Origin of the sequence: Shewanella morhuae (assembly GCF_900156405.1) — a bacterium.
Taxonomy (GTDB): Bacteria; Pseudomonadota; Gammaproteobacteria; order Enterobacterales; family Shewanellaceae; genus Shewanella; species Shewanella morhuae.
The window spans coordinates 355,651-376,224 of the sequence record NZ_FTNN01000001.1; the positions used below are offsets into that span (position 1 = coordinate 355,651).

Consider the following 20,574-nt stretch of genomic DNA (forward strand, 5'->3'; position numbering starts at 1 on the left):
ATTACTTTAAAAGTGGTGCCCGAACCCGGAATCGAACCAGGGACACGAGGATTTTCAATCCTCTGCTCTACCGACTGAGCTATTCGGGCAACTAAACTAAGTGTTAGTTTACTACTTTGAACTCGCGGTCTAAGCCATCTCGTTCGAAGTGCGGCTATATTAGCGAGGGAGTTTGACCTCTGCAAGTGCTTTTTCCCAATTAATAACTCGTTCGGCGGTTTAATGTGCATCTTGGCTGTTTTTTATCTCTTATTTCTGTTAATTCAGGTCAATTTCATTCGTTGACTGTACTTTTTAAGGCAGAGGGATGGTGATGTTTACTATAAATTTATGCTCATAAATCCTAATTATTGGCTATCTTTCTAAAATTTAGAAAGATATGGGCGATTTTTACTGATTTTAGTTTTCAAATTTAGACCTATGATAATGAATATTATTTCATGGATGGCATGAAGAAAGTGCGAGTACGGAGTCGCAGTATGTTTCGAAATAATCAGTTTGCTTATGGGGTAACCGCAATTGTGACTCATTGGCTGAGCGCAATCGTCGTGATTGGGTTGTTTGCCCTAGGAGTGTGGATGGTGGAGTTAACCTACTACAGCACTTGGTACAAAACAGCGCCGCATCTACATAAGAGTATCGGTATTTTACTCTTGGCAGTGACGTTATTCCGCTTATTGTGGCGCTTAGTTAACCCTAAACCCGTATCAGAGGCGAATCATCAGCTTTGGGAGAAAAAGGCGGCTCACATTGCGCATTTAGCCATTTATGTCTTACTGCTGGTTATTATGTTTGCTGGGATTCTTATTTCAACGGCAGAAGGGCGTGGAATTATGTTGTTTGACTGGTTTGAACTACCAGGATTTGGCCCTTTTTTTGAAAACCAAGCTGATATAGCAGGCGATATCCATCAATACGCTGCTTATAGCTTAATCGCACTAATCGTGATCCACGCTGCTGGTGCGTTAAAGCATCACTTTATCGATAAAGACGCAACTTTACTCAAAATGATTAAATTTAATCGAGGATAATACAATGAAAAAGCAACTGTTAAGCGCACTGATTGGTGCATCTCTATTGGCTCCGATGGCGGCTTCTGCGGCAGACTATGTCATTGACCGTGAAGGAGCACATGCCTCTATTACCTTCAAAGTAAGTCACTTAGGTTATAGCTATGTCGTTGGTCGCTTTAATGATTTTAGCGGTGACTTTAGCTATGACGCAGCTAAACCCACTGCGGCTAAAGTGAATGTGACAGTCAATACGCTCAGTGTGGATTCAAACCACGCCGAGCGTGACAAGCATATTCGTAGCGCTGATTTCCTTAACACGAGTCAATTTGCGCAAGCGACGTTTACCTCAACCACAGTTGAAGATAAAGGTAATGGCGATTTAGTGATTAACGGTAACTTAACCTTAAACGGTGTCACTAAGCCATTAGCGATCAATGCCCATGCAGTGGGCGAAGGTCAAGACCCTTGGGGGGGTTATCGTGCAGGCTTTACTGGCACCACTACGTTTGCGATGAAAGATTTCGGTATCAAAATGGATTTAGGTCCAGCATCAAGCCATGTTGAGTTAGACCTTGTGGTTGAAGGCGTGCGTAAGTAACGTTCAGTTATTCTTCATTAGATGAATAAAAAAAGCGCCGAAAGGCGCTTTTTTTGGGGCTTTATCGTTAAGTTAACGACAATAATTAATCTTGGTCTTTTTCAGGCACAAAACCTTCAATTTCTACTTCTTTACCTTCAAATAGGAAAGCGGTCATTTGTTCTTCAAGAAACTTGCGATCTTCAACATTCATCATGTTGAGTTTTTTCTCGTTGATCAGCATGGTTTGCTTTTTTTGCCATAGGCCCCAAGCTTCTTTGCTGATGTTATCAAAAATGCGTTTACCTAATTCACCTGGATACAGTTGAAAGTCTAGGCCGTCGGCTTCTTTATCTAAATATACGCAATTGACTGTACGCGCCATGATTATTCCTTACTGACTGCGGATTGAATGAGTGATCCAAAATTGGCTAGCACGCGCTCAGTGGCAGCGGCGAGTCCCACTTTGGAAGGATGACTTATGTTATACCAGAGTGACTGGTTTTGTTCCATGACAGCGTCCACGCTCTCTATATTGCCGTGGATATTATCTAAATTAAGCATCATGGGCTGAATATCTAAATGAAAGTGGCTAAATATATGCCTAAAGCCGGTTAACCATTCAAGCTGCTGCGTTGCAAACCCTTGCTCTTCGAGGTGAGTTTCTAGGGCGGCTTGGGTGGCAAACTCAGGGAAACACCAAAGTCCACCCCAGACCCCCGCTGGCGGACGTTTAGCTAAAAACACTTCATTGTTTTTGACCAGCACTAACATCCACGCTGCTTTGGTTGGTATGGTTTTTTTAGGCTTTTTGCCAGGGAAATCAGTTTGTCTGCCAATAAGCTGTGCTTTGCAATCAATTGCCACAGGGCAAGCGGCACAGCTAGGTTTGCTACGAGTGCAAATACTGGCACCGATATCCATCATAGCTTGATTATATTTCTGAATATCTTGCTTTGGCGTATAGGTATCGGTCAGTTGCCACAGTTGCGCTTCAACTATTTTTTGGCCTGGCCAACCAGCAATGGCGCCGTGTCTTGCCAGCACACGTTTCACGTTGCCGTCGAGAATAGGGTGATGTTGTCCCAGTGATAATAATAATACTGCACCTGCGGTCGAGCGCCCTATGCCCGGCAGGGCGAGCACTTGTTCAAAATTTGTTGGAAATAATCCCTGATAATCGTTGCGGATGATCTTGGCTGCCTTATGCAAATTACGCGCTCTCGCGTAATAACCAAGACCAGTCCAATGATGCAGCACTTCATCATCTGGTGCGTTAGCGAGTGCTAACACATCGGGGAAACGCGCCATAAATTTAAGATAATAGGGAATAACCGTCGCAACCTGAGTTTGTTGCAGCATGATCTCAGAAACCCATACGCGATATGAGGTTTTATCTTGCTGCCAAGGGAGGGTTTTACGACCGTGATTGTCGTACCAAGAGACGATACGTGTAGCAAAGGAGGCTGTAGATTTCATCGGCGCAGTGTAGCGGCAGTTCCCTTCCTAGACAAGCGCCAAAGACATGTCATATAGAGGTTAATAAACCGAAAGTCATACTAAATTCGCACTCTCAAATAATCTTGGTATACTTTCGCCCCATTAGTGCTTGCACTGTATGTTGAACTTTGGATAATGCCCTTCTTTTATGAGTGTGTTGTCCACTAGACGAGGCAAAAATGAGCGAAGTTACTACCGCTGAATTTAATGAAGAAGGCAAGTATCTGCGTAAGATCAGAAGCTTTGTCCTAAGAGAAGGTCGCTTAACTAAAGGTCAAGCACACGCTATTGACAGTCAGTGGCCAGCCATGGGTTTAGATTACAGCCCAACGCCATTGGTACTGAGTGACGTTTTTGGCCGTGAAGCTGATACAGTGCTAGAAATTGGTTTTGGCATGGGCGCCTCTTTAGTGCAAATGGCTAAAGACGCACCAGAGCAAAATTTCATTGGTATTGAAGTGCATAAACCGGGTGTCGGTTCTTGCTTAAGCGATGCAGCCATTGCAGAGGTGACTAATTTACGAGTGTATCACCACGATGCCATGGAAGTATTAGAGCATGCGATTGCTGACAGTTCATTAGCTCGAGTGCAATTGTTTTTTCCAGATCCTTGGCATAAGAAACGTCACCATAAGCGCCGTATCGTGCAAGCTGAATTTGCAGAGCTTATCCGCGGTAAGCTAAAAATAGGTGGCGTGTTCCATATGGCAACCGATTGGGAAGAATATAGCGAACATATGCTGGAAGTGATGCAAGCAGCGCCTGGTTATAAAAACCAGTCGAGTGACGGCACTGTGGTGCCACGCCCTGATCATCGTCCACTGACAAAGTTTGAAGCCCGCGGCCATAGACTTGGCCACGGTGTATGGGATCTCATGTTTGAGCGTATCGCTTAAATTAAATCTTTCAATTAATTAGTTTTTTTAACAAAACGGGGAAAATCTTTATGGCAACTAATCGTAGCCGTCGTTTACGTAAGAAAATGCGCGTTGATGAATTCCAAGAGTTAGGTTTTGATATGGCTTGGTCTTTTGATGCATCAATATCTGAAGCTGATATCGATGCAACGGTAGATAAATTCATCGAAGAAGTGATTGAAGTCCGTAAGTTAGGTTTCCACGGTGGTGGTCACATTGAATGGGAAGGCATTATTGCAACCCAAACTATCGGCAAATGTACTGAAGAAGACGTCGCGGCTGTTAAGGCTTTCTGGGCTAAGCAAAACGTGTCTCAGCTTGAAGTTAGCGAACTGTACGACATCTGGTGGGGATAATGCCCGAGTTGGCATTACTTGAGGAAGTGGTCGACAAAGTTCGACCCTTGCTCGGCCAAGGAAAGGTTGCAAATTATATCCCCGCACTCGCCAGTGTTGATGCTGGCAAATTAGGTATTGCCGTCACAACCGTTGATGGCAATACCTTAGGTGCGGGTGATTATCTTGAGCCATTCTCGGTTCAAAGTATCTCCAAAGTTTTCAGCTTAACCTTAGCGTTAACGTTATATGAAGAAACCGAAATCTGGAGTCGTGTAGGCAAAGAGCCTTCGGGTCATTCATTCAACTCGTTAGTCCAAGTCGAATTAGAACGTGGCAAACCACGAAACCCATTTATCAATGCTGGCGCGTTAGTGATTGCTGACTTATTACAGAGCCGTTTAGGAGCGCCTAAACACAGAATGCTCGAGTTAGTTAGGCAGCTTAGCCAAAATGATAAAGTGAGTTTTGATAAACTAGTGGCCGATTCAGAATATCAACACAGCGCGCGCAATGCGGCGATTGCTTATTTAATGAAGTCGTTTGGAAATTTTCAAGGTGATGTTGATACAGTGCTGCGCACCTATTTTCATTATTGCGCTCTAAAGATGAATTGTGCTGACTTGTCCAAAGCCATGTTGTATTTGGCTAATCGCGGTAAAAGCATTACAGGGACTGAACTGATTTCTCCGGTACAAACTCGGCAGCTTAATGCTCTGTTGGCGACCTCTGGTTTATATGACGGTGCGGGTGAGTTTGCCTATCGTGTCGGTATGCCGGGTAAAAGTGGCGTCGGTGGCGGTATCATTGCCGTTATTCCTGGGGAACTGTCGATTTGCGTTTGGTCGCCAGAGCTTGATAACCATGGTAATTCACTTGCTGGCACGGCCATGCTTGAGCATTTAAGCCAACGTCTTGGCCGATCTATTTTCTAATAATCACCGCATTGTTACCATATTAGTACCTTAGTTTATCTAGTTGTAAAATAAGGTACTATTTTAGCGAAATAGTGTGGAAAATAGTGCTTTTGATAAAACCTTGTAGCGTTATAATGCTCGATTTTTTATTTAAAGTACTTTAAATCAATTCATTACGATTCTGGCATGTATTCTGCTAAAGATTGCCTAGTTATAGTTAATACCATTAGTTGGGCACTCATTTCGTTTATTGGGCCATTTAATTCAAAGGCCACTTCATTTACAGGAATCGTCAATATGAACATAAATATCGTTAGTGGATTGGTGTTATCAGCCGTGTTATTTGGCATGGGTAGCGGGCAATCGACCTTTGCTATGTCGTTTACCGCAGACAAGCGCTGCGACGTGGCGCTTAATTATGATATTAACATTGAACCTAAAAAAGTTATTGTGAGCGATAACGGGGCTGAGCAATATCGTATCGATAGCAATAAATTATTTGTGCAAGGTAAGCTGGTTAAGTTAAATGATAAACAACAACAACAGTTAGTTAGCCAATATGCCGCAGATGTGTCAACACAGGTCCCTGAAGTGGTGAGCTTAGTGAATGATGGCGTGACACTCGCAACGCAAGCGGTGAGTATGGCGCTCACCCCGCTATTGGGTGATGCCTCAGGTGTACAGATTGATAAGATGATGGATGGCGTACAGAAAAGAGTCGATGGCATAGCCCATCAAGATGGCAATAACTTTTATTTAAGTGCCACAGAAGGTTCAATTCAGGATTCTTTTAACAATGAATTTGAGGCTGAAATGGGCCAGATAGTACAAGGCTCATTAGGTACGATTATGATGACTATGGGTGGACAGTTAATGTCTGCTGATGGCGGCTCTTTTGAGGCGAAAATGAATGCTTTTTCTAAAAAAATGGATGGTTTAGGTAAGGGGATTGAAAAGCAAATTGAATCACAATCTGACGCCTTAAAATTACGCGCAGATAAAGTGTGCGCTAATATGGAATCACTATTGGTACTAGAAAAGCAAGTGCGCCAAGAGGTGCCAGAACTTGCACCGTTTCCCTTAACAAAAGCCACTTCGCCAACGGTATTAAAATAAAGTATTTTACGCAATTAGCGATGTGTTTTAAGTAGAAGTCATTCGTTATGCCTTATCATTCAAGCCCCTGCACTTACTCGTACCAGGGGCTTTATTTTAATATGATTGAATATGAGGTTAAATCGCCTGTAATACGAATGACTGAGTGGGTTAAGCACTTAACATGACATCACTTACGCTAATTTGGCGTTGAATGTTACATTTTGCAGAGTAATGTTTGGTATACTCTTAAAATATAATTAAAAGCTGGCATATCAGTCAGATATTACTCCTACTTTAGTGGATGTTTTTGGTGTAAATCTTCGCCTTTTGTTCGTTAAATGCGAGATTTCAATGCTGTGGTTATTTTTAAGCAAAGATTGCGCTAAATCATTGTCAATGAACCAAAAATTAATATTATTGTCGTAAACAGCTTAAGGCGACTTCCATGTTAGAACTATTAGAACCTATTGCGATTTTTACCCATGTGGCCAGAGCTGGTAGTTTTAGTGCCGCCGCAAGAAGGCTTGGAATTTCTAAGTCAAAGGTTAGTACACAAGTCGCCGATCTTGAGCATAAACTTGGTGTTCAATTAATCCAACGTACAACGCGCAGTTTAAGTTTGACTGAAGCAGGGCATTTATTGTACCTACAGGGTGAAGAGCTTCTACGTGATGCAGAACAAGCCATTGCTAGCGTACATAACTTAAATGATGCGACTCGCGGCGTGCTTAAAGTGGGTATTTCGCAATCATTTGGGGTGATGCATATCATTCCCGCTTTGCCATCCTTTATGGCAAAGCATCCCGAACTAGAGCTACAAGTGAGTTTACTTGACCATAAAGTTGATGTGGTGAGTGAAGGCTTAGATTTACTGTTAACTATGTCGGAACAATTACCGCTAGGTATGGTTGCAAGACCACTGATGAAGTGCCAGTTTTTATTAGTCGCCTCTCCTGGCTACATTGCTCAACATGGCGAACCTTCTCGACCAGAACAATTGGTTGACCATAATTGTTTGGTTTATCAAGGTGAGTGGCATGAGCACAGTATGTGGCAATTTAAGAAAGGTGATGATTATTGTGAAATTGGCGTATCAGGCAATTTCAGGGTCGATAATGCGCCCGCATTAAAATCTGCCGCTATCAGCGGCCTTGGCGTCGTGTATCTGGCGAGTTATCTGATGGAAGATGAAATTCAGAAAGGTACATTAGTCCCGTTACTCAAAGATTGGCAATTGACCCATCATTTACCTTTACAGGCGGTTTATCCCCGTCGTAAACACTTAGCCCCTAAGGTCAGTTCCTTTATAGAATTTATTAAAGAACACATAGGAACGCCGCCTTATTGGGATGCACCCTATGTCGAATTATTCAGTAAACGTCAGTAAAATAGAAAACATTGTTCACAAAATCGACCCTGTTGAATTATTTAAAAATTAATCCATTTACTTTTTCTTTATAATCAGATGGTTGCGTTTTGTTTTTGCGTGTATTTATTAATGGTTTTTTAGTGGATTCTAAAGCTTAAAACGCTAACATTATTGAAGTCTGTTTTGATTTGAGTACAATGGCAATGGTTGATTCAGAGTGACCTGAGTCCTATACATTTATTGGAAATGACCCCTTTTAATTTTTGTATGCAGGTCAGCATTAATGCAATTCTGGAGCACCGCCAACAGAAGTTTGAGAACTAAAACCATGTTGGCTTTAAACCATCATCCTAGTTTTTGGTTTACCTCAGCTTTATTGCTGAGGTAATTTTTTATGGATGATCTGGATCTTATAAAAAATTTACTCCTTATTTTTAGTCCCGCTAAAGCCACTATTCTGTTTTAAGTGATGTGAAGACCTGTGTCAGTCCACACATAAAGCAATAGTCTAAATAAGTGGCATACCGTGAGATGGGTTGTGTTATCTAGCTTGGTAATAAACCCAATAAAAAAGCCACTAAAAGTGGCTTTTTTATTGAACGTTGTTTAACGCTTCACTGGTATTTCTAACTATAAGACATTGGTAAAAGCGCTTTATAATTCAATACTATTAAGCTTTTTTCTGCTTGGCTATCCAAATATCGACTTGTTGCTCTAATACATCCAGTGGTAATGCGCCATTAGCAAGCACTAACGTATGGAAGTCGCGGATATCAAATTGACTGCCAAGCTGTTGCTCTGCTTTATGTCTGAGTTCCAGCAGCTTAATCATACCCACTTTATAGGCTGTCGCTTGCGATGGCATAACGATATGGCGTTCAACCATTTTCACCGCATCCGATTTAGCATTGGGCGTATTATCCACGTAATAGGCAATGCCTTGCTCGCGGGTCCACTTCTTGGCATGAATACCGGTATCAACGACTAAGCGACATGCACGCCATAGCTCCATTGCTAGGCGACCAAAGTCAGAATAAGGATCGGCATAGAGTCCCATTTCTTTCGGGAAAGATTCACTATATAAACCCCAGCCCTCAATATATGCGGTATAGCCACCAAACTTGCGAAACTTAGGGATGTTTTGCAGTTCTTGGGAAATCGCGATTTGCATATGATGCCCCGGAATACCCTCGTGGTAAGCCAATGCCTCCAGCTGATATTTTGGCATGGCTTGCATGTCATATAGGTTTGCGTAATAGCTGCCTGGGCGCGAACCATCCGGTGCCGGTTGTTCATAGAAGGCTTTACCAGCCGATTTTTCTCTAAAGGCTTCAACCTGTTTCACTATCATGGCAGCCTTAGGTTTTACTTTGAACACTTCATCCAAGCGTGATTTCATATTGTCGATGAGCTTAGTCGCCTGTGCTAAATAGGCGGCTTTGCCTTCGGTGGTATTGGGGTAGTAGAACTGGGGATCATCACGCATGAAGCTAAAAAATTGCTGTAAATCGCCTTTAAAGTTGACCTTCTTCATAATGGCGCGCATTTCATTGTGGATACGTTCCACTTCCGAAAGACCTAAGTCGTGGATTTGATCGGCAGTCATATTTGTCGTTGTAGTACGAGCCAAAGCATTATTATAAAAGGCGGCGCCATTAGGGAGCTTCCAGACACCATCACGGTCATCAGCTTTGGTCGCTAAAGTTTTGACGTAAGTGATGAGCTTGTTATAGGCGGGCTCGACTTGGGTCAGTAATGCTTGCTCAGCTTGTTGAAGTAGTGCTTGCTTCTCAGTTTCTTGAATCGCTAATGCGTTCACTTTACGGCGAAAATCTGCGAGTAGCGCGCTGTCGTCGCCCTTATCAAAAGGCGCACCTTTGATGATGTTTTGGCTGTCTGAAATCACATAAGCGAACACAAATTTAGGCGCGATAATACCTTTATCTGCGCGAACGGTTAATACTGTCTGTAATTGACTTAAGCGTTTGGGAACGCCATTTAAGCGGCTGATATAGGCCTTGGCATCGTTGATATCAGTGATTTGATGTTGGTTAATCAAGAAGGAGGCGATCATAGAGTGACCGCCATACATCTGATTTACAGGGTAATTATGATAGCGCCATTGGTCATCTTCGATGTCATTTTGCAGATTTTGTTTCAGTAAGCTGAGGCTAAGATGCGTTTGTGGATCGAGTTTGGCTGCATCAATCTGATTGATTTGCACCAGTTGTTTTTTGGTGCGCTCTAGGGTTTTATCATCGGCGGCATCACCCAGTTCATCCCATTTATCATAGTCTTGCTTAATCCCCATATAAGTTTGCGAAATGGGGCTCGCCATGATGTTTTCCATGAAGATGGTTTCGAACAGAGCATTGGCTTTGTCTGATTCGGTTTGTATTACCACATTCACAGGTTCATTTGCATTGTGTAAGGTTGGCGAGGTTGATGCTGCATATGTGGGAATGGTCAGTAGAGCTGAAAGGGTCAGTGCGACTAAGCTGATTTTAGTTTTTATTGGCATGATCGGGCTTCCTAGATTGAGTTGCATCAATTCTAAAGAAGCTGAACAAGAATGTATGGATATTAATGTTAGAAAATGTGTTAGTGGTAATGCAGTTAAACTGCAATATTGACGACTAACACATTATTTACATAGCTATTTTAACGTTTAAACTCAGCAGAACTGTGTCAGTAAATCATTAACAAACATATGACCTTTACTGGTTAATTGCCAATATTCTGCTGATTCTGTGAGTAAACCGCGCTGTTTGGCTTTTTCCATGCCGGCGATCAATGTCTCTCTGTGCTGTCCGGTGCGCAGTTCAAATTCTTGCTTAGGGATAGGTGTCATTAAGCGCAGGCGATTCATTAAATATTCAAGCGCACGATCTTCCTCTGCAACTTCAATCGATTCGAAGGTGTAGTTGCTGGCACTGAGGTACCCCTTAGGATGTTTAATTTTTACCGTGCGTATGATGCGGTTTTCTTCTGGCAGCGTCACTTTGCCGTGGGCGCCACAGCCTATGCCTAGATAATCACCAAACTGCCAGTAGTTGAGATTGTGCCTACATTGGTAACCGGGTTTTGCATAGGCGGATATTTCGTATTGCTCATACCCTAATGCCGCCAGCTTTTGCTGACCTTGCTCATAGATATGCCACAGCGCTTCGTCATCGGGCAGCTGCGGCGGTTTTGAGTGGAATAGGGTGTTGGGCTCAATCGTTAACTGATACCAAGATAGGTGCGGCGGGTTCAGTGCTGCTGCCGTGTCGATATCGGCCATGGCTTCGGTAAAACTTTGGTTGGGTAATCCATGCATTAAATCGAGGTTAAAACTCAAGTATGCCGCTTGGCTGGCTTTTTGAGCGGCGACTTGTGCCTCGTTTTGATCGTGAATACGTCCAAGTAAGTTGAGCTTATCCTTAGAAAAACTTTGTACACCGATAGATAAACGAGTCACGCCCGCTGCACGATAGGCACTAAAGTCATCGTGCTCTAAGGTGCCAGGGTTGGCTTCCATAGTGATTTCAATATTATCACTAAAGGGAATTAGCGCATTGGCACCATCTAGTATGCGTTTGATTTGCAGAGCATCGAAGAGGGATGGTGTGCCGCCACCGATAAAGATGGTATGAACTTGCCGCCCTTGGACGAGATGTAAATCTTGGCGTAAGTCTTCTAATAGTGCATCAACATAAGCTTCTTGCGGCAGCTCACCATTTTGGCCATGGGAATTAAAGTCACAATAAGGACACTTTTGTACGCACCAAGGAATATGGATGTACAGACTCAGTGGTGGCAGTTCAAGCTTTATCGCAGTAGTCACAGCAGTTGATGACATTATTGTGCATTCCCGCCAGTTAACACGCCTTGGGCTTGCATGGCCGCAATGAGTTGCACTAGAGCTTTACCGCGATGGCTTAAGGTATTTTTCTCGTTGCTGCTCAGTTCAGCCGCGCTACATTGGAAGTTTTCAGGGATAAAAATCGGATCGTAGCCGTGGCCATTTTCGCCACGCTGACTAACGTCAATTTGGCCTTCCCATGACGCTTGGCAAATAATTGGGGTTGGATCTTTCGCGTGGCGCATATACACCAGCACGCATTGAAATCTCGCACTGCGAGGTGCAGGCTTATCTTTTAATGTCTCAAGTAGTTTTAAGACGTTATCTTGATCTTTCGCATTTTCGCCCGCGTAACGCGCTGAATAAATGCCGGGAGCGCCTTGGAGTAAATCGACTTCTAAACCTGAATCATCGGCAATGGCTGCAAGTCCGGTGATTTCGGCGGCATGCCTAGCTTTGATAATGGCGTTTTCGACAAAGGTAGTGCCGGTTTCGGCCACTTCACTGACATTAAATTTGCTCTGTGGCAGCACTGTAACACCGTAGCTTGCGAGCATTTGATCGAATTCAGCGAGTTTGCCTTTATTACCACTGGCGAGGACGATTTGTTGCATGTAACACCTATATCATTGGGGCGATTTATACTGCGGCAATGATACCCAAGCTGAGGGCTAAAGGACAGAAAAAGGGAGGGACGGTACTGGCTTGTGCCGTCCAAAAGTGACTTATTATTTGCGATAACCGCAACCTAGCTTATTCGACGTAGAATTTTTGCTTAAACTGCAAATTGGTATTTAACTGGTTACCGTGCTTTATCGCGATATTGAAATTGATCTCCTGATCATCGCGGTAAGGGATTTCTGCAATATAGTAAATCGCATCACCTTCGCGGATCTCTTTGAAAGTTAAGTTGATTCGTGCATCTAATAAATTATTAGCGACACCGGTGATTTCAACAGGCACCGCGGGTTTATTGGTTTCGCTATTATCTAGTACGGCAATATTAATAATACCTCTATAGCTACTGCGCTGAATACCATAGGATTTAGCTATGCTAGGTGTTAGGAATGTACTACCAAGAGCCATATAGTGAATATCGAAATTACCAATAGTTTCTTTTTGTTCAGCATTTGCAACGCCGCAAAGGCTCGCAGTGAGAGCGAATATAGCGAGAAGATGACGCAGCATAATGGGGTACCTTTCTGTTATGGGGTGAGTTACATTTTTCAATAAATTATTGGTATTTAATGTGGCTGTTTTTCAACTGTATCAACCTTAGTTACTGTTGCTCATCAGTTCAGTAATGACACTTGGGATGAGTTTGGGGTCAATAACTCGAATTTGCTTATGCCTGCCAAGTTCACCTTTTACTATATGAATATTACTCTTTGGCACTTTAAAGGCTTTGGCTAAGTATTTGCTTAAATGGGCATTGGCTTTGCCATCTATGGGCGGAGCGGTGATGGCCACTTTTAGCTCATCACCGTGTAATCCTACAATTTGATCACGACTAGCTTTCGGCTGAATATACAGATTAAGCAGCAAGTCACCTTGCTGCAAAGTCACTGCACACATTAGATCACAGCCCAATATGGAATATATTGAGCGAGTAGCATATTGAGGAAATTCATTCCAATGATAACCAGCATTACCGATAAATCTAAGCCACCTATAGGCGGTATTATACGGCGGATTGGTGCAAGTACAGGTTCAGTGAGTTGACCCATGACCATCACAATCGGGTTATAGCCTTGGTTAAACCAACTTAAAATCGCACGTATGATGAGCATCCAGAATAATAAAACACCGGCTTTTTTGATCACAGATACGACAGCAAACATCAAAAACAACAGTATATCTATACCACCGCCAGCGATAAGACTGATCAGCAATACTTTTACAATAACAACCAGTAATGCCAGCACGAAAGATGCGGTATCAAATCGCCCTAGTGAAGGCAGAATACGGCGCATTGGCGCAATAATGGGCTGAGTCGCTTTAACAATAAACTGGCTAAATGGATTATAAAAGTCGGCTCTTGCCATTTGGAGCCAGATCCGCAAAATCACTACCATCAAGTAGAGATCGAATAGAGTGGTGATTAAAAAGGTCAATGCATTCATCGATATTTTTACCTATTTAAGTTCGATACAAAACGCGTTAAGGGTATAAGTTAAAATGTCTTCGCCATTTCTTCTGCACGCTTAATGCAATTATCCATGGCCTTTTTGACTAAGCCTCGCATATCCGCAGCTTCAAAGGTCGCAAGTGCTTGCGCGGTTGTACCACCCTTTGAGGTTACATTTTCTCTTAGATTACCTAAAGTAAGCTGCGGATTTTGCTTTGCCATCATAGCAGCACCGAGTGCGGCTTGCTGCACTAAACTTCTGGCTTTAGCTTCATCCATACCCATTTCTTTGCCCGCATCTATCATAGATTCCATCAGCAAAAAGAAATAAGCTGGTGAGCTGCCTGATAATGCAATCACTTGGTCTAATTCTGATTCTTCATTCACCCACACGATTTCGCCGCCGCTTGACATCAAACGATCGCAAATAGTTTTTTGAGTGCTTGAGATAGCTTGAGGCGCATAAAGGCCCGTCATACCCACACCTATTTGCATCGGTGTGTTTGGCATCGCGCGGATAAGTGTAATATTTTGTGCTAAATAGTCGGTATAACGTTGTGCTTTAATGCCTGCTGCGATAGTAATGACTAACTTTGTTGACATATCAACAGTTTGTAATGCTTCACAAACCTGCTGCATTAATTGTGGCTTTACCGACAGCACTATGACATCGGCAGTTTGCGCTGCAGCTAAATTATCTTGAGAAACCAAAATGCCTAAATCCGCTTGGAGTGCATCGAGTTTACCTTGGCTAGGATTGGTCGCTTGAATAAGTTGAGCAGGGTAGCCACTGTTCACTAGGCCACTGATGATACTGCGCGTCATGTTGCCGGCACCGATAAAGCAGATTTTTTGTTGACTCATTTGATTCTCTTCAGTGTGTTAACCGTTATCTTGTAACAAATTCACCTTAAATTAAGATGATAAAACGGTTAGTCATTTGAATGTTAAAGCCTGATTGAACGGCTTAAGCTCGTTGATCTTATAATCGTTAAAACTTATGGAACGTAAATAAAGTATTTGGGCGAAATCCATTAAAAACAAGGCTAAAGTAACACGCTATCATTACATTTTATGCCAATGAGTCATTTTTATGCTGGATAATTGCGCTCACCAAAAATAGCACTGCCAATGCGTACCATAGTTGAACCGCAGCGAATGGCTGCATCTAAGTCATTACTCATACCCATTGAAAGCGTATCTATAGAGGGGTAATGCAATTGAAGTTCTTGGAATAATTTATGTAATGTTGAAAACTCTTTCAGCTGTAACTCGGTATCGGCGGTTGCTGTGGGGATCGCCATTAAGCCTCTCAGTGTTAAGTTAGGTAACTGAGTTATCAGTTTAGCCAGTGGTAGCATTTGGTCTGTATCTATACCCGATTTTGTATCTTCAGCGCTGATATTAATTTGAATACAGACATTTAATGGTGTTAATTCGTTTGGGCGTTGATCATTAAGACGTTGTGCAATTTTATCGCGAGACACGGTATGCATCCAATCGAAATGTTGCGCGACTATGTTGGTTTTATTGGATTGAAGTGGGCCAATAAAATGCCATTCAATATCAGGATAAGTCGCTTTAAGTGCAGTAATTTTTTCAGCGCCTTCTTGCACATAGTTTTCACCAAAGCAGCGCTGTCCGGCTTGGTAGGCTGCTATAATGTCTTCAACAGGTTTAGTCTTGCTAACGGCAAGTAAGCGAATACTGCTAGGCTGGCGATCACATTTTTGTGCGGCTTGTGCAATCCTGCTATGGGCGATTGCGAGTCTGTCTGCTATTGTTGTCATGATGTAATTATCTAGTTGCAAGGATATCCCAAACGATGGAAATCACTGAGTTATTGGCCTTTAGTGTAAAACACAAAGCTTCAGATCTACACCTTTCTGCAGGGGTATCTCCTATGATCCGTGTCGACGGTGAAGTGAGAAAAATTAACCTGCCGGCGCTCGATCATCAAGGCGTACACAGTCTAGTGTATGACATCATGAATGATAAGCAGCGTAAGGACTATGAAGAACATTTAGAAATCGATTTCTCGTTCGAAGTCCCTAATTTAGCGCGTTTTCGTGTTAACGCATTTAATCAGTCCCGCGGTGCTGCCGCTGTTTTTCGTACTATCCCGAGTGATATTTTGTCACTCGAGCAGTTAGGTGCACCGGAAATTTTTAAAAAAATTGCCAGTTTCCCCAGAGGATTAGTGCTAGTGACTGGGCCAACGGGTTCAGGCAAGAGTACCACACTTGCTGCTATGGTGGATTACGTGAATGAAAATCGACACGACCACATATTAACTATCGAAGACCCCATTGAATTTGTCCACCAAAATAAACAATGTTTGATAAACCAGCGTGAAGTTCATCGCCATACTCACAGCTTTAATGCCGCTCTTAGAAGCGCACTACGTGAAGATCCTGATGTGATCTTAGTCGGTGAGATGCGCGATCTTGAAACCATACGTTTGGCGATGACGGCCGCAGAAACAGGCCACTTAGTGTTTGGCACCTTGCATACTACTTCCGCAGCGAAAACCATTGACCGTGTGGTTGACGTGTTTCCTGCTGGTGAAAAAAGTATGGTGCGCACTATGTTGTCGGAATCACTGCAAGCGGTAATATCGCAAACCCTGATTAAAAAGGTAGGGGGAGGCCGTGTGGCTGCACATGAAATCATGATGGGCACACCGGCTATTCGTAACCTCATTCGCGAAGACAAAGTGGCACAGATGTATTCAGCAATTCAAACCGGTATGGCACACGGCATGCAGACCTTAGAGCAATGTTTGCAGAACCTAGTCAATCGCGGTCTTATTACCCGTGAAGATGCAATGGCGAAGAGTTCAAATAAGCAAGCGACATTTTAAGGATTTATGATGGATGTTCGTCCGTATTTAAAGGTGATCGTTGAGCGCAAAGCCTCTGATTTATTTATCACAGCGGGTTTTCCGCCAAGCGCCAAAATTGACGGTGAATTGCGTCCCTTGGCCGAAAGTGCTTTTACGCCAGCTCAATCATTAGATTTTGTCGAGTCGTTGATGACTGAGGCTCAGAAAGCAGAGTTTCATACGAGTCGTGAGTGTAACTTTGCTTTTGCCGTAAAGGATTTAGGCCGTTTTAGGGTTAGTGCTTTTTGGCAGCGAGAATCTCCAGGCTGCGTTATGCGCCGCATTGAAACAAAAATTCCTGATGTAGATGAGCTTAAGTTACCGCCAATCTTAAAAGATTTAGTGATGAGTAAACGTGGTCTTATCATTATGGTGGGTGGAACGGGTACGGGTAAATCGACCTCTTTGGCGGCATTGGTCGGTTACCGCAATGGCCATGCGCGTGGACATATTTTAACAATTGAAGATCCAGTTGAATTTGTTCACGACCATAGAAAGAGCATTATTACCCAGCGTGAAGTCGGTATTGATACTGAATCTTTTGACGCTGCATTAAAAAGCTCTTTGCGCCAAGCGCCGGATGTGATTTTAATTGGTGAAATACGTACCCAAGAGACGATGGAGTTTGCCCTGTCATTTGCCGAAACGGGTCACCTTTGTATGGCAACGTTACATGCAAACAACGCTAACCAAGCTTTAGATCGTATTATGCATCTCGTGCCACAGAATAAACATCAACAATTATTATTCGATTTGTCATTGAATTTACGCGGGATTGTCGCACAACAATTAATTCCTCGACTCGATGGTAATGGTCGCCGCGCAGCGATTGAAGTGTTAATTAACACCCCAAGAGTGGCGAGTTTAATCGCGAAGAACGAACTGCATTTACTGAAAGAAACTATGGCGAAATCGAATGAGCAAGGTATGCAAACATTCGATCAAGCCTTGTTGAAACTCTATGTAGATGGTGAAATTAGTTATGCTGATGCACTACATCATGCTGATTCGCCAAATGATTTACGTCTAATGATCAAACTGCAAAGTAAAGATTCTACCGGTTCAGGTTTTATGGAAGGCGTCACCTTAGACATGGATTAACAAGAGTTGATTTCGACGTTAAACGGCCTCTTTATGGGCTGTTTTTTGTTTATGTAGATAAATTTTCATCAACTAAGTGGTTTCATTTCATCGCTATGCTGCGTCAAACATAGCTTTTATTTTTTAATTCAATATGATCTTTACCTTGCATGCTGACGTAATGTAAAGGTAAAGGAGAAAGCAATGAACAAATTACCCACAATATTGGCCTTAAGCGCGAGCTTGATAAGTGTTGGCGCTATGGCGGCAACTTGCCCCGATTATCTGAACCTTGAAGTGCGAAAACTACATTCTGAAGAAACGGTTAATCTGTGTGAGTTAACGCAAGGGAAACCGGTGTTGATTGTAAACACAGCCAGTAACTGTGGTTATACGCCACAGTTTAAAGCACTCGAAGCCTTGCATGAAAACTATAAAGACAAGGGTTTGGTTGTTATTGGTTTTCCGTCGGATGATTTTTTCCAAGAAGAAAACGACGAAAAAGATACCGCTAAGGTGTGTTACATCAATTACGGTGTCACCTTTACTATGCTGGCCACATCGCCAGTACGTGGCAGCGATGCCAATAGTGTATTTAAATACTTAGCCGAAAAAACAGCGGCGCCAAAGTGGAATTTTTATAAGTATGTTGTTAGCGGCGACGGCACAGTTGTGCAGCAATTTAATTCTAAAGTGAAGCCCGATAGCGAAGAGCTTAAACAAGCGATAGAATCGGTACTGTAATCTTATTGTTATAGACTTAATTAAGAGGCTGTTTTGGCTAAATTTTCAGGCTTATCCAAAGATGTTGGACACGGGCAACGCGGCAAAGTAGGCGTGTTATTATTGAATCTAGGCACCCCAGATGAACCTACTGCATCTGCAGTGAGGCGTTATCTTGCTGAGTTTTTAGCGGATACTCGCGTAGTAGAAATTCCTAAATTAGTTTGGATGCTGATTTTACATGGGATTATTTTGCGTATACGTCCGGCTAAATCGGCGGCGTTATACCAGAAAGTCTGGAGCGCTGCAGGCTCACCGTTAATGGACATTAGTTTACGCCAAACGGCAAAATTGGCCGAAAAGTTAAAAACGGATAACCATGACGTTTCGGTGCATTTAGCCATGCGTTACGGTAATCCTTCGGTAGCCAGTACGTTGCAGACAATGCATCAAAATGGCGTTGATAACATCATTGTGTTACCTCTGTATCCTCAATATGCGGCGCCAACAACTGGGTCTGCTTTTGATGCGATTGCGGCTGAGTTATCTAAATGGCGTTATATACCATCATTGCATTTTATTAATACTTATCACGATAATGCTGATTTTATTAATGCATTAGTAAGCTCGATAAAGACAGATTTTGAGGCTCATGGTAAACCACAAAAGCTGGTATTGTCTTACCACGGTATGCCCGAGCGTAATTTGCATTTAGGCGATCCTTATTACTGTTTTTGCATGAAAACAACTCGGCTTGTCACCGAAAAACTGGGTCTAGGTAAAGACGAGTTTGTGATGACTTTTCAATCGCGTTTTGGTAAAGCAAAATGGTTACAACCTTACACCGATGCGACAATGAAAGCGTTACCTCAAGAAGGTGTGCGTGATGTTGCTATTATTTGCCCAGCTTTTAGTGCCGATTGTTTAGAAACGCTGGAGGAGATTGTCGGTGAAAATGGTCACATATTTACTGAGGCCGGCGGTGAGAAGTTCCGTTATATTGCTGCGCTGAACGATAATGATGACCATATCACTATGATGGCAAACTTAGTTAAACCCTATTTTTGATTCGATAAATCATAGCGTAACCGTTATATAAAAAAAGGATAAGCCCACTTATCCTTTTTGTTTTTACGGTGGTTTTATTTGCCGAAATTATTTTCAAAATAGCTTTCAATAATCAGCACCGCCGACACGGCATCGATTTGGCCTTTCGTCAGCGCCTTAAAGCCACCTAATTCAAACAATCTGGCTTTAGCATCAGCAGTGGTTAATCGCTCATCTTGAGTGGCTATTTTTACTTTAAATTTAGCATTAATACGATTAGCAAATTTACGCGCCCTATGGGTCATGTCTTGTTCTGTGCCATCCATATTTAAAGGGAGACCTACGACGACTAAGTCGGGTTGCCATTCTTTGATTAAATCCCCAATGTGATCCCAATTTGGGATGCCATCGACGGCTTTAATTGACAATAATGGTGTGGCACTGGCGGTAATTTCTTGGCCAATGGCTACGCCAATACTTTTGGTGCCAAAATCAAAGCCTAATACAGTTTTCGAGTTCATAGTGTGCAGACTTATATTAATAAATTAGGTTTAAGCGTGGCCCGCTTGAGCTGAAACTTGCCAAGCATCAAACCCAAGAGTTCGGCTAGCTTGCGGCCAACGGTCTTGGTGTTTAATGTCAAATAAGAGTGCATGTGTTGCAGGGATCGTTAGCCAAGAGTTATCGGCAAGTTCTTGTTCGAGCTGTCCTTTACTCCAGCCTGCAAAGCCTAAAGCTACAAGGAACTTATCTGGCGATCTATTACTCCCTATAGCCGTTAATACATCGCGGGAGGTAGTCAACATTAAACCGCAGTTAAGATCAGTGCTATTGGCCCAATAAGGTTGAGAAGTATGCAGTACGAAGCCACGGTCTTGAGAAACGGGTCCACCCATCATAACATTGGAGTTAAATATAAAATCTGAGGGAATTTGCTCAGCGGGCAATTCCATTTGTTCTAATAAGGAATTGACTTCGATATCAAGTGGTTTATTGATAACTAGCCCCATAGCGCCTTTAGCATCATGTTCACAGAGATAGATAACCGAACGTTCAAAAAACGTATCATGCAGTGAAGGCATGGCAATTAAGAAATGGTTCTGCAAACTCTCCATTAAACGACTCCGTTTGATATGGCTAAA

At 42.8% G+C, this 20,574-nt stretch carries 23 protein-coding genes and 1 tRNA gene; 11 read left to right on the forward strand and 13 right to left on the reverse strand.

The features are described 5' to 3' along the window. Positions 1–13: 13 nt before the first annotated feature. A tRNA-Phe gene (locus BW947_RS01550) sits at positions 14–89 on the reverse strand. 390 nt (positions 90–479) lie between these two features. On the opposite strand from BW947_RS01550, the gene BW947_RS01555 reads away from it, so the two are divergent. Then, entirely contained in the window at positions 480–1,031 is a 552-nt protein-coding gene (locus BW947_RS01555) for a cytochrome b (RefSeq protein ID WP_076496557.1), read from the forward strand. 4 nt (positions 1,032–1,035) lie between these two features. Beyond that, positions 1,036–1,611, forward strand: a complete 576-nt coding sequence (locus BW947_RS01560) for a YceI family protein (protein ID WP_076496558.1) — start codon at positions 1,036–1,038, stop codon at positions 1,609–1,611. Between the two features lie 85 nt (positions 1,612–1,696). Here BW947_RS01560 and BW947_RS01565 read toward each other — a convergent pair whose 3' ends face one another. Together BW947_RS01565 and mutY are read right to left on the reverse strand one after the other, a co-directional pair. Further along, complete coding sequence (locus BW947_RS01565; RefSeq protein ID WP_076496559.1) at positions 1,697–1,975, reverse strand: oxidative damage protection protein; 279 nt, start codon at positions 1,973–1,975, stop codon at positions 1,697–1,699. A gap of 2 nt (positions 1,976–1,977) precedes the next feature. Further along, entirely contained in the window at positions 1,978–3,069 is a 1,092-nt protein-coding gene (gene mutY, locus BW947_RS01570) for an A/G-specific adenine glycosylase (RefSeq protein ID WP_076496560.1), read from the reverse strand. A gap of 200 nt (positions 3,070–3,269) precedes the next feature. Here mutY and trmB point away from each other — a divergent pair, with 200 nt between their 5' ends. The 5 genes from trmB to BW947_RS01595 all read left to right on the forward strand — a co-directional run bounded on the left by trmB (position 3,270) and on the right by BW947_RS01595 (position 7,744). Continuing rightward, positions 3,270–3,986, forward strand: a complete 717-nt coding sequence (trmB, locus tag BW947_RS01575) for a tRNA (guanosine(46)-N7)-methyltransferase TrmB (protein WP_076496561.1) — start codon at positions 3,270–3,272, stop codon at positions 3,984–3,986. A gap of 50 nt (positions 3,987–4,036) precedes the next feature. Further along, entirely contained in the window at positions 4,037–4,363 is a 327-nt protein-coding gene (locus BW947_RS01580) for a YggL family protein (protein ID WP_076496562.1), read from the forward strand. Then, complete coding sequence (gene glsB, locus BW947_RS01585) at positions 4,363–5,277, forward strand: glutaminase B (RefSeq protein ID WP_076496563.1); 915 nt, start codon at positions 4,363–4,365, stop codon at positions 5,275–5,277. Before BW947_RS01580 ends, glsB begins: the two co-directional genes overlap by 1 nt. Before the next feature lie 279 nt (positions 5,278–5,556). Further along, positions 5,557–6,375: a YggN family protein gene (locus BW947_RS01590; protein ID WP_076496564.1), complete on the forward strand. Its 819-nt coding sequence runs from the start codon at positions 5,557–5,559 to the stop codon at positions 6,373–6,375. Positions 6,376–6,802: 427 nt separating this feature from the next. Continuing rightward, a complete protein-coding gene (locus BW947_RS01595; RefSeq protein ID WP_076496565.1) occupies positions 6,803–7,744 on the forward strand; it encodes a LysR family transcriptional regulator in 942 nt (313 codons plus the stop codon). 652 nt (positions 7,745–8,396) lie between these two features. Here BW947_RS01595 and BW947_RS01600 read toward each other — a convergent pair. From BW947_RS01600 to BW947_RS01635, 8 genes are all read right to left on the reverse strand, one after another. Beyond that, positions 8,397–10,247: a DUF885 domain-containing protein gene (locus tag BW947_RS01600; protein ID WP_076496566.1), complete on the reverse strand. Its 1,851-nt coding sequence runs from the start codon at positions 10,245–10,247 to the stop codon at positions 8,397–8,399. A 153-nt stretch (positions 10,248–10,400) separates the two neighbouring features. Beyond that, positions 10,401–11,567 (reverse strand): radical SAM family heme chaperone HemW, encoded by a 1,167-nt coding sequence (hemW, locus tag BW947_RS01605; RefSeq protein WP_076496567.1) that lies wholly within the window; start codon positions 11,565–11,567, stop codon positions 10,401–10,403. Further along, positions 11,567–12,184, reverse strand: a complete 618-nt coding sequence (gene rdgB, locus BW947_RS01610; protein WP_076496568.1) for an RdgB/HAM1 family non-canonical purine NTP pyrophosphatase — start codon at positions 12,182–12,184, stop codon at positions 11,567–11,569. The genes hemW and rdgB overlap by 1 nt, the downstream gene beginning before the upstream one ends. A 139-nt stretch (positions 12,185–12,323) precedes the next feature. Then, positions 12,324–12,758 (reverse strand): DUF4426 domain-containing protein, encoded by a 435-nt coding sequence (locus BW947_RS01615; RefSeq protein ID WP_076496569.1) that lies wholly within the window; start codon positions 12,756–12,758, stop codon positions 12,324–12,326. A gap of 87 nt (positions 12,759–12,845) precedes the next feature. After that, positions 12,846–13,145: a DUF167 family protein YggU gene (yggU, locus tag BW947_RS01620; protein ID WP_076496570.1), complete on the reverse strand. Its 300-nt coding sequence runs from the start codon at positions 13,143–13,145 to the stop codon at positions 12,846–12,848. Continuing rightward, positions 13,145–13,693: a YggT family protein gene (locus BW947_RS01625; protein ID WP_076496571.1), complete on the reverse strand. Its 549-nt coding sequence runs from the start codon at positions 13,691–13,693 to the stop codon at positions 13,145–13,147. Before BW947_RS01625 ends, yggU begins: the two co-directional genes overlap by 1 nt. A 50-nt stretch (positions 13,694–13,743) precedes the next feature. Beyond that, positions 13,744–14,562: a pyrroline-5-carboxylate reductase gene (gene proC, locus BW947_RS01630; protein ID WP_076496572.1), complete on the reverse strand. Its 819-nt coding sequence runs from the start codon at positions 14,560–14,562 to the stop codon at positions 13,744–13,746. Between the two features lie 227 nt (positions 14,563–14,789). Further along, complete coding sequence (locus BW947_RS01635) at positions 14,790–15,488, reverse strand: YggS family pyridoxal phosphate-dependent enzyme (RefSeq protein WP_076496573.1); 699 nt, start codon at positions 15,486–15,488, stop codon at positions 14,790–14,792. 35 nt (positions 15,489–15,523) lie between these two features. On the opposite strand from BW947_RS01635, the gene BW947_RS01640 reads away from it, so the two are divergent. From BW947_RS01640 to hemH, 4 genes are all read left to right on the forward strand, one after another. Then, positions 15,524–16,561, forward strand: a complete 1,038-nt coding sequence (locus tag BW947_RS01640; protein WP_076496574.1) for a type IV pilus twitching motility protein PilT — start codon at positions 15,524–15,526, stop codon at positions 16,559–16,561. A gap of 9 nt (positions 16,562–16,570) precedes the next feature. Further along, on the forward strand, positions 16,571–17,683 hold the full coding sequence (locus tag BW947_RS01645) for a PilT/PilU family type 4a pilus ATPase (RefSeq protein WP_076496575.1): 1,113 nt from the start codon (positions 16,571–16,573) through the stop codon (positions 17,681–17,683). 183 nt (positions 17,684–17,866) lie between these two features. Then, positions 17,867–18,406 carry a glutathione peroxidase gene (locus BW947_RS01650; RefSeq protein WP_076496576.1) on the forward strand — a complete coding sequence of 180 codons (540 nt, stop codon included), beginning with the start codon at positions 17,867–17,869 and terminating at the stop codon, positions 18,404–18,406. Between the two features lie 33 nt (positions 18,407–18,439). Then, on the forward strand, positions 18,440–19,453 hold the full coding sequence (gene hemH / locus BW947_RS01655; protein ID WP_076496577.1) for a ferrochelatase: 1,014 nt from the start codon (positions 18,440–18,442) through the stop codon (positions 19,451–19,453). Between the two features lie 74 nt (positions 19,454–19,527). Here the strand turns inward: hemH and ruvX are convergent, their stop codons facing one another. Together ruvX and BW947_RS01665 are read right to left on the reverse strand one after the other, a co-directional pair. Further along, positions 19,528–19,953 (reverse strand): Holliday junction resolvase RuvX, encoded by a 426-nt coding sequence (gene ruvX, locus BW947_RS01660; RefSeq protein ID WP_076496578.1) that lies wholly within the window; start codon positions 19,951–19,953, stop codon positions 19,528–19,530. A gap of 30 nt (positions 19,954–19,983) precedes the next feature. Beyond that, positions 19,984–20,547: a YqgE/AlgH family protein gene (locus tag BW947_RS01665; protein ID WP_076496579.1), complete on the reverse strand. Its 564-nt coding sequence runs from the start codon at positions 20,545–20,547 to the stop codon at positions 19,984–19,986. Between the last annotated feature and the right edge of the window lie 27 nt (positions 20,548–20,574).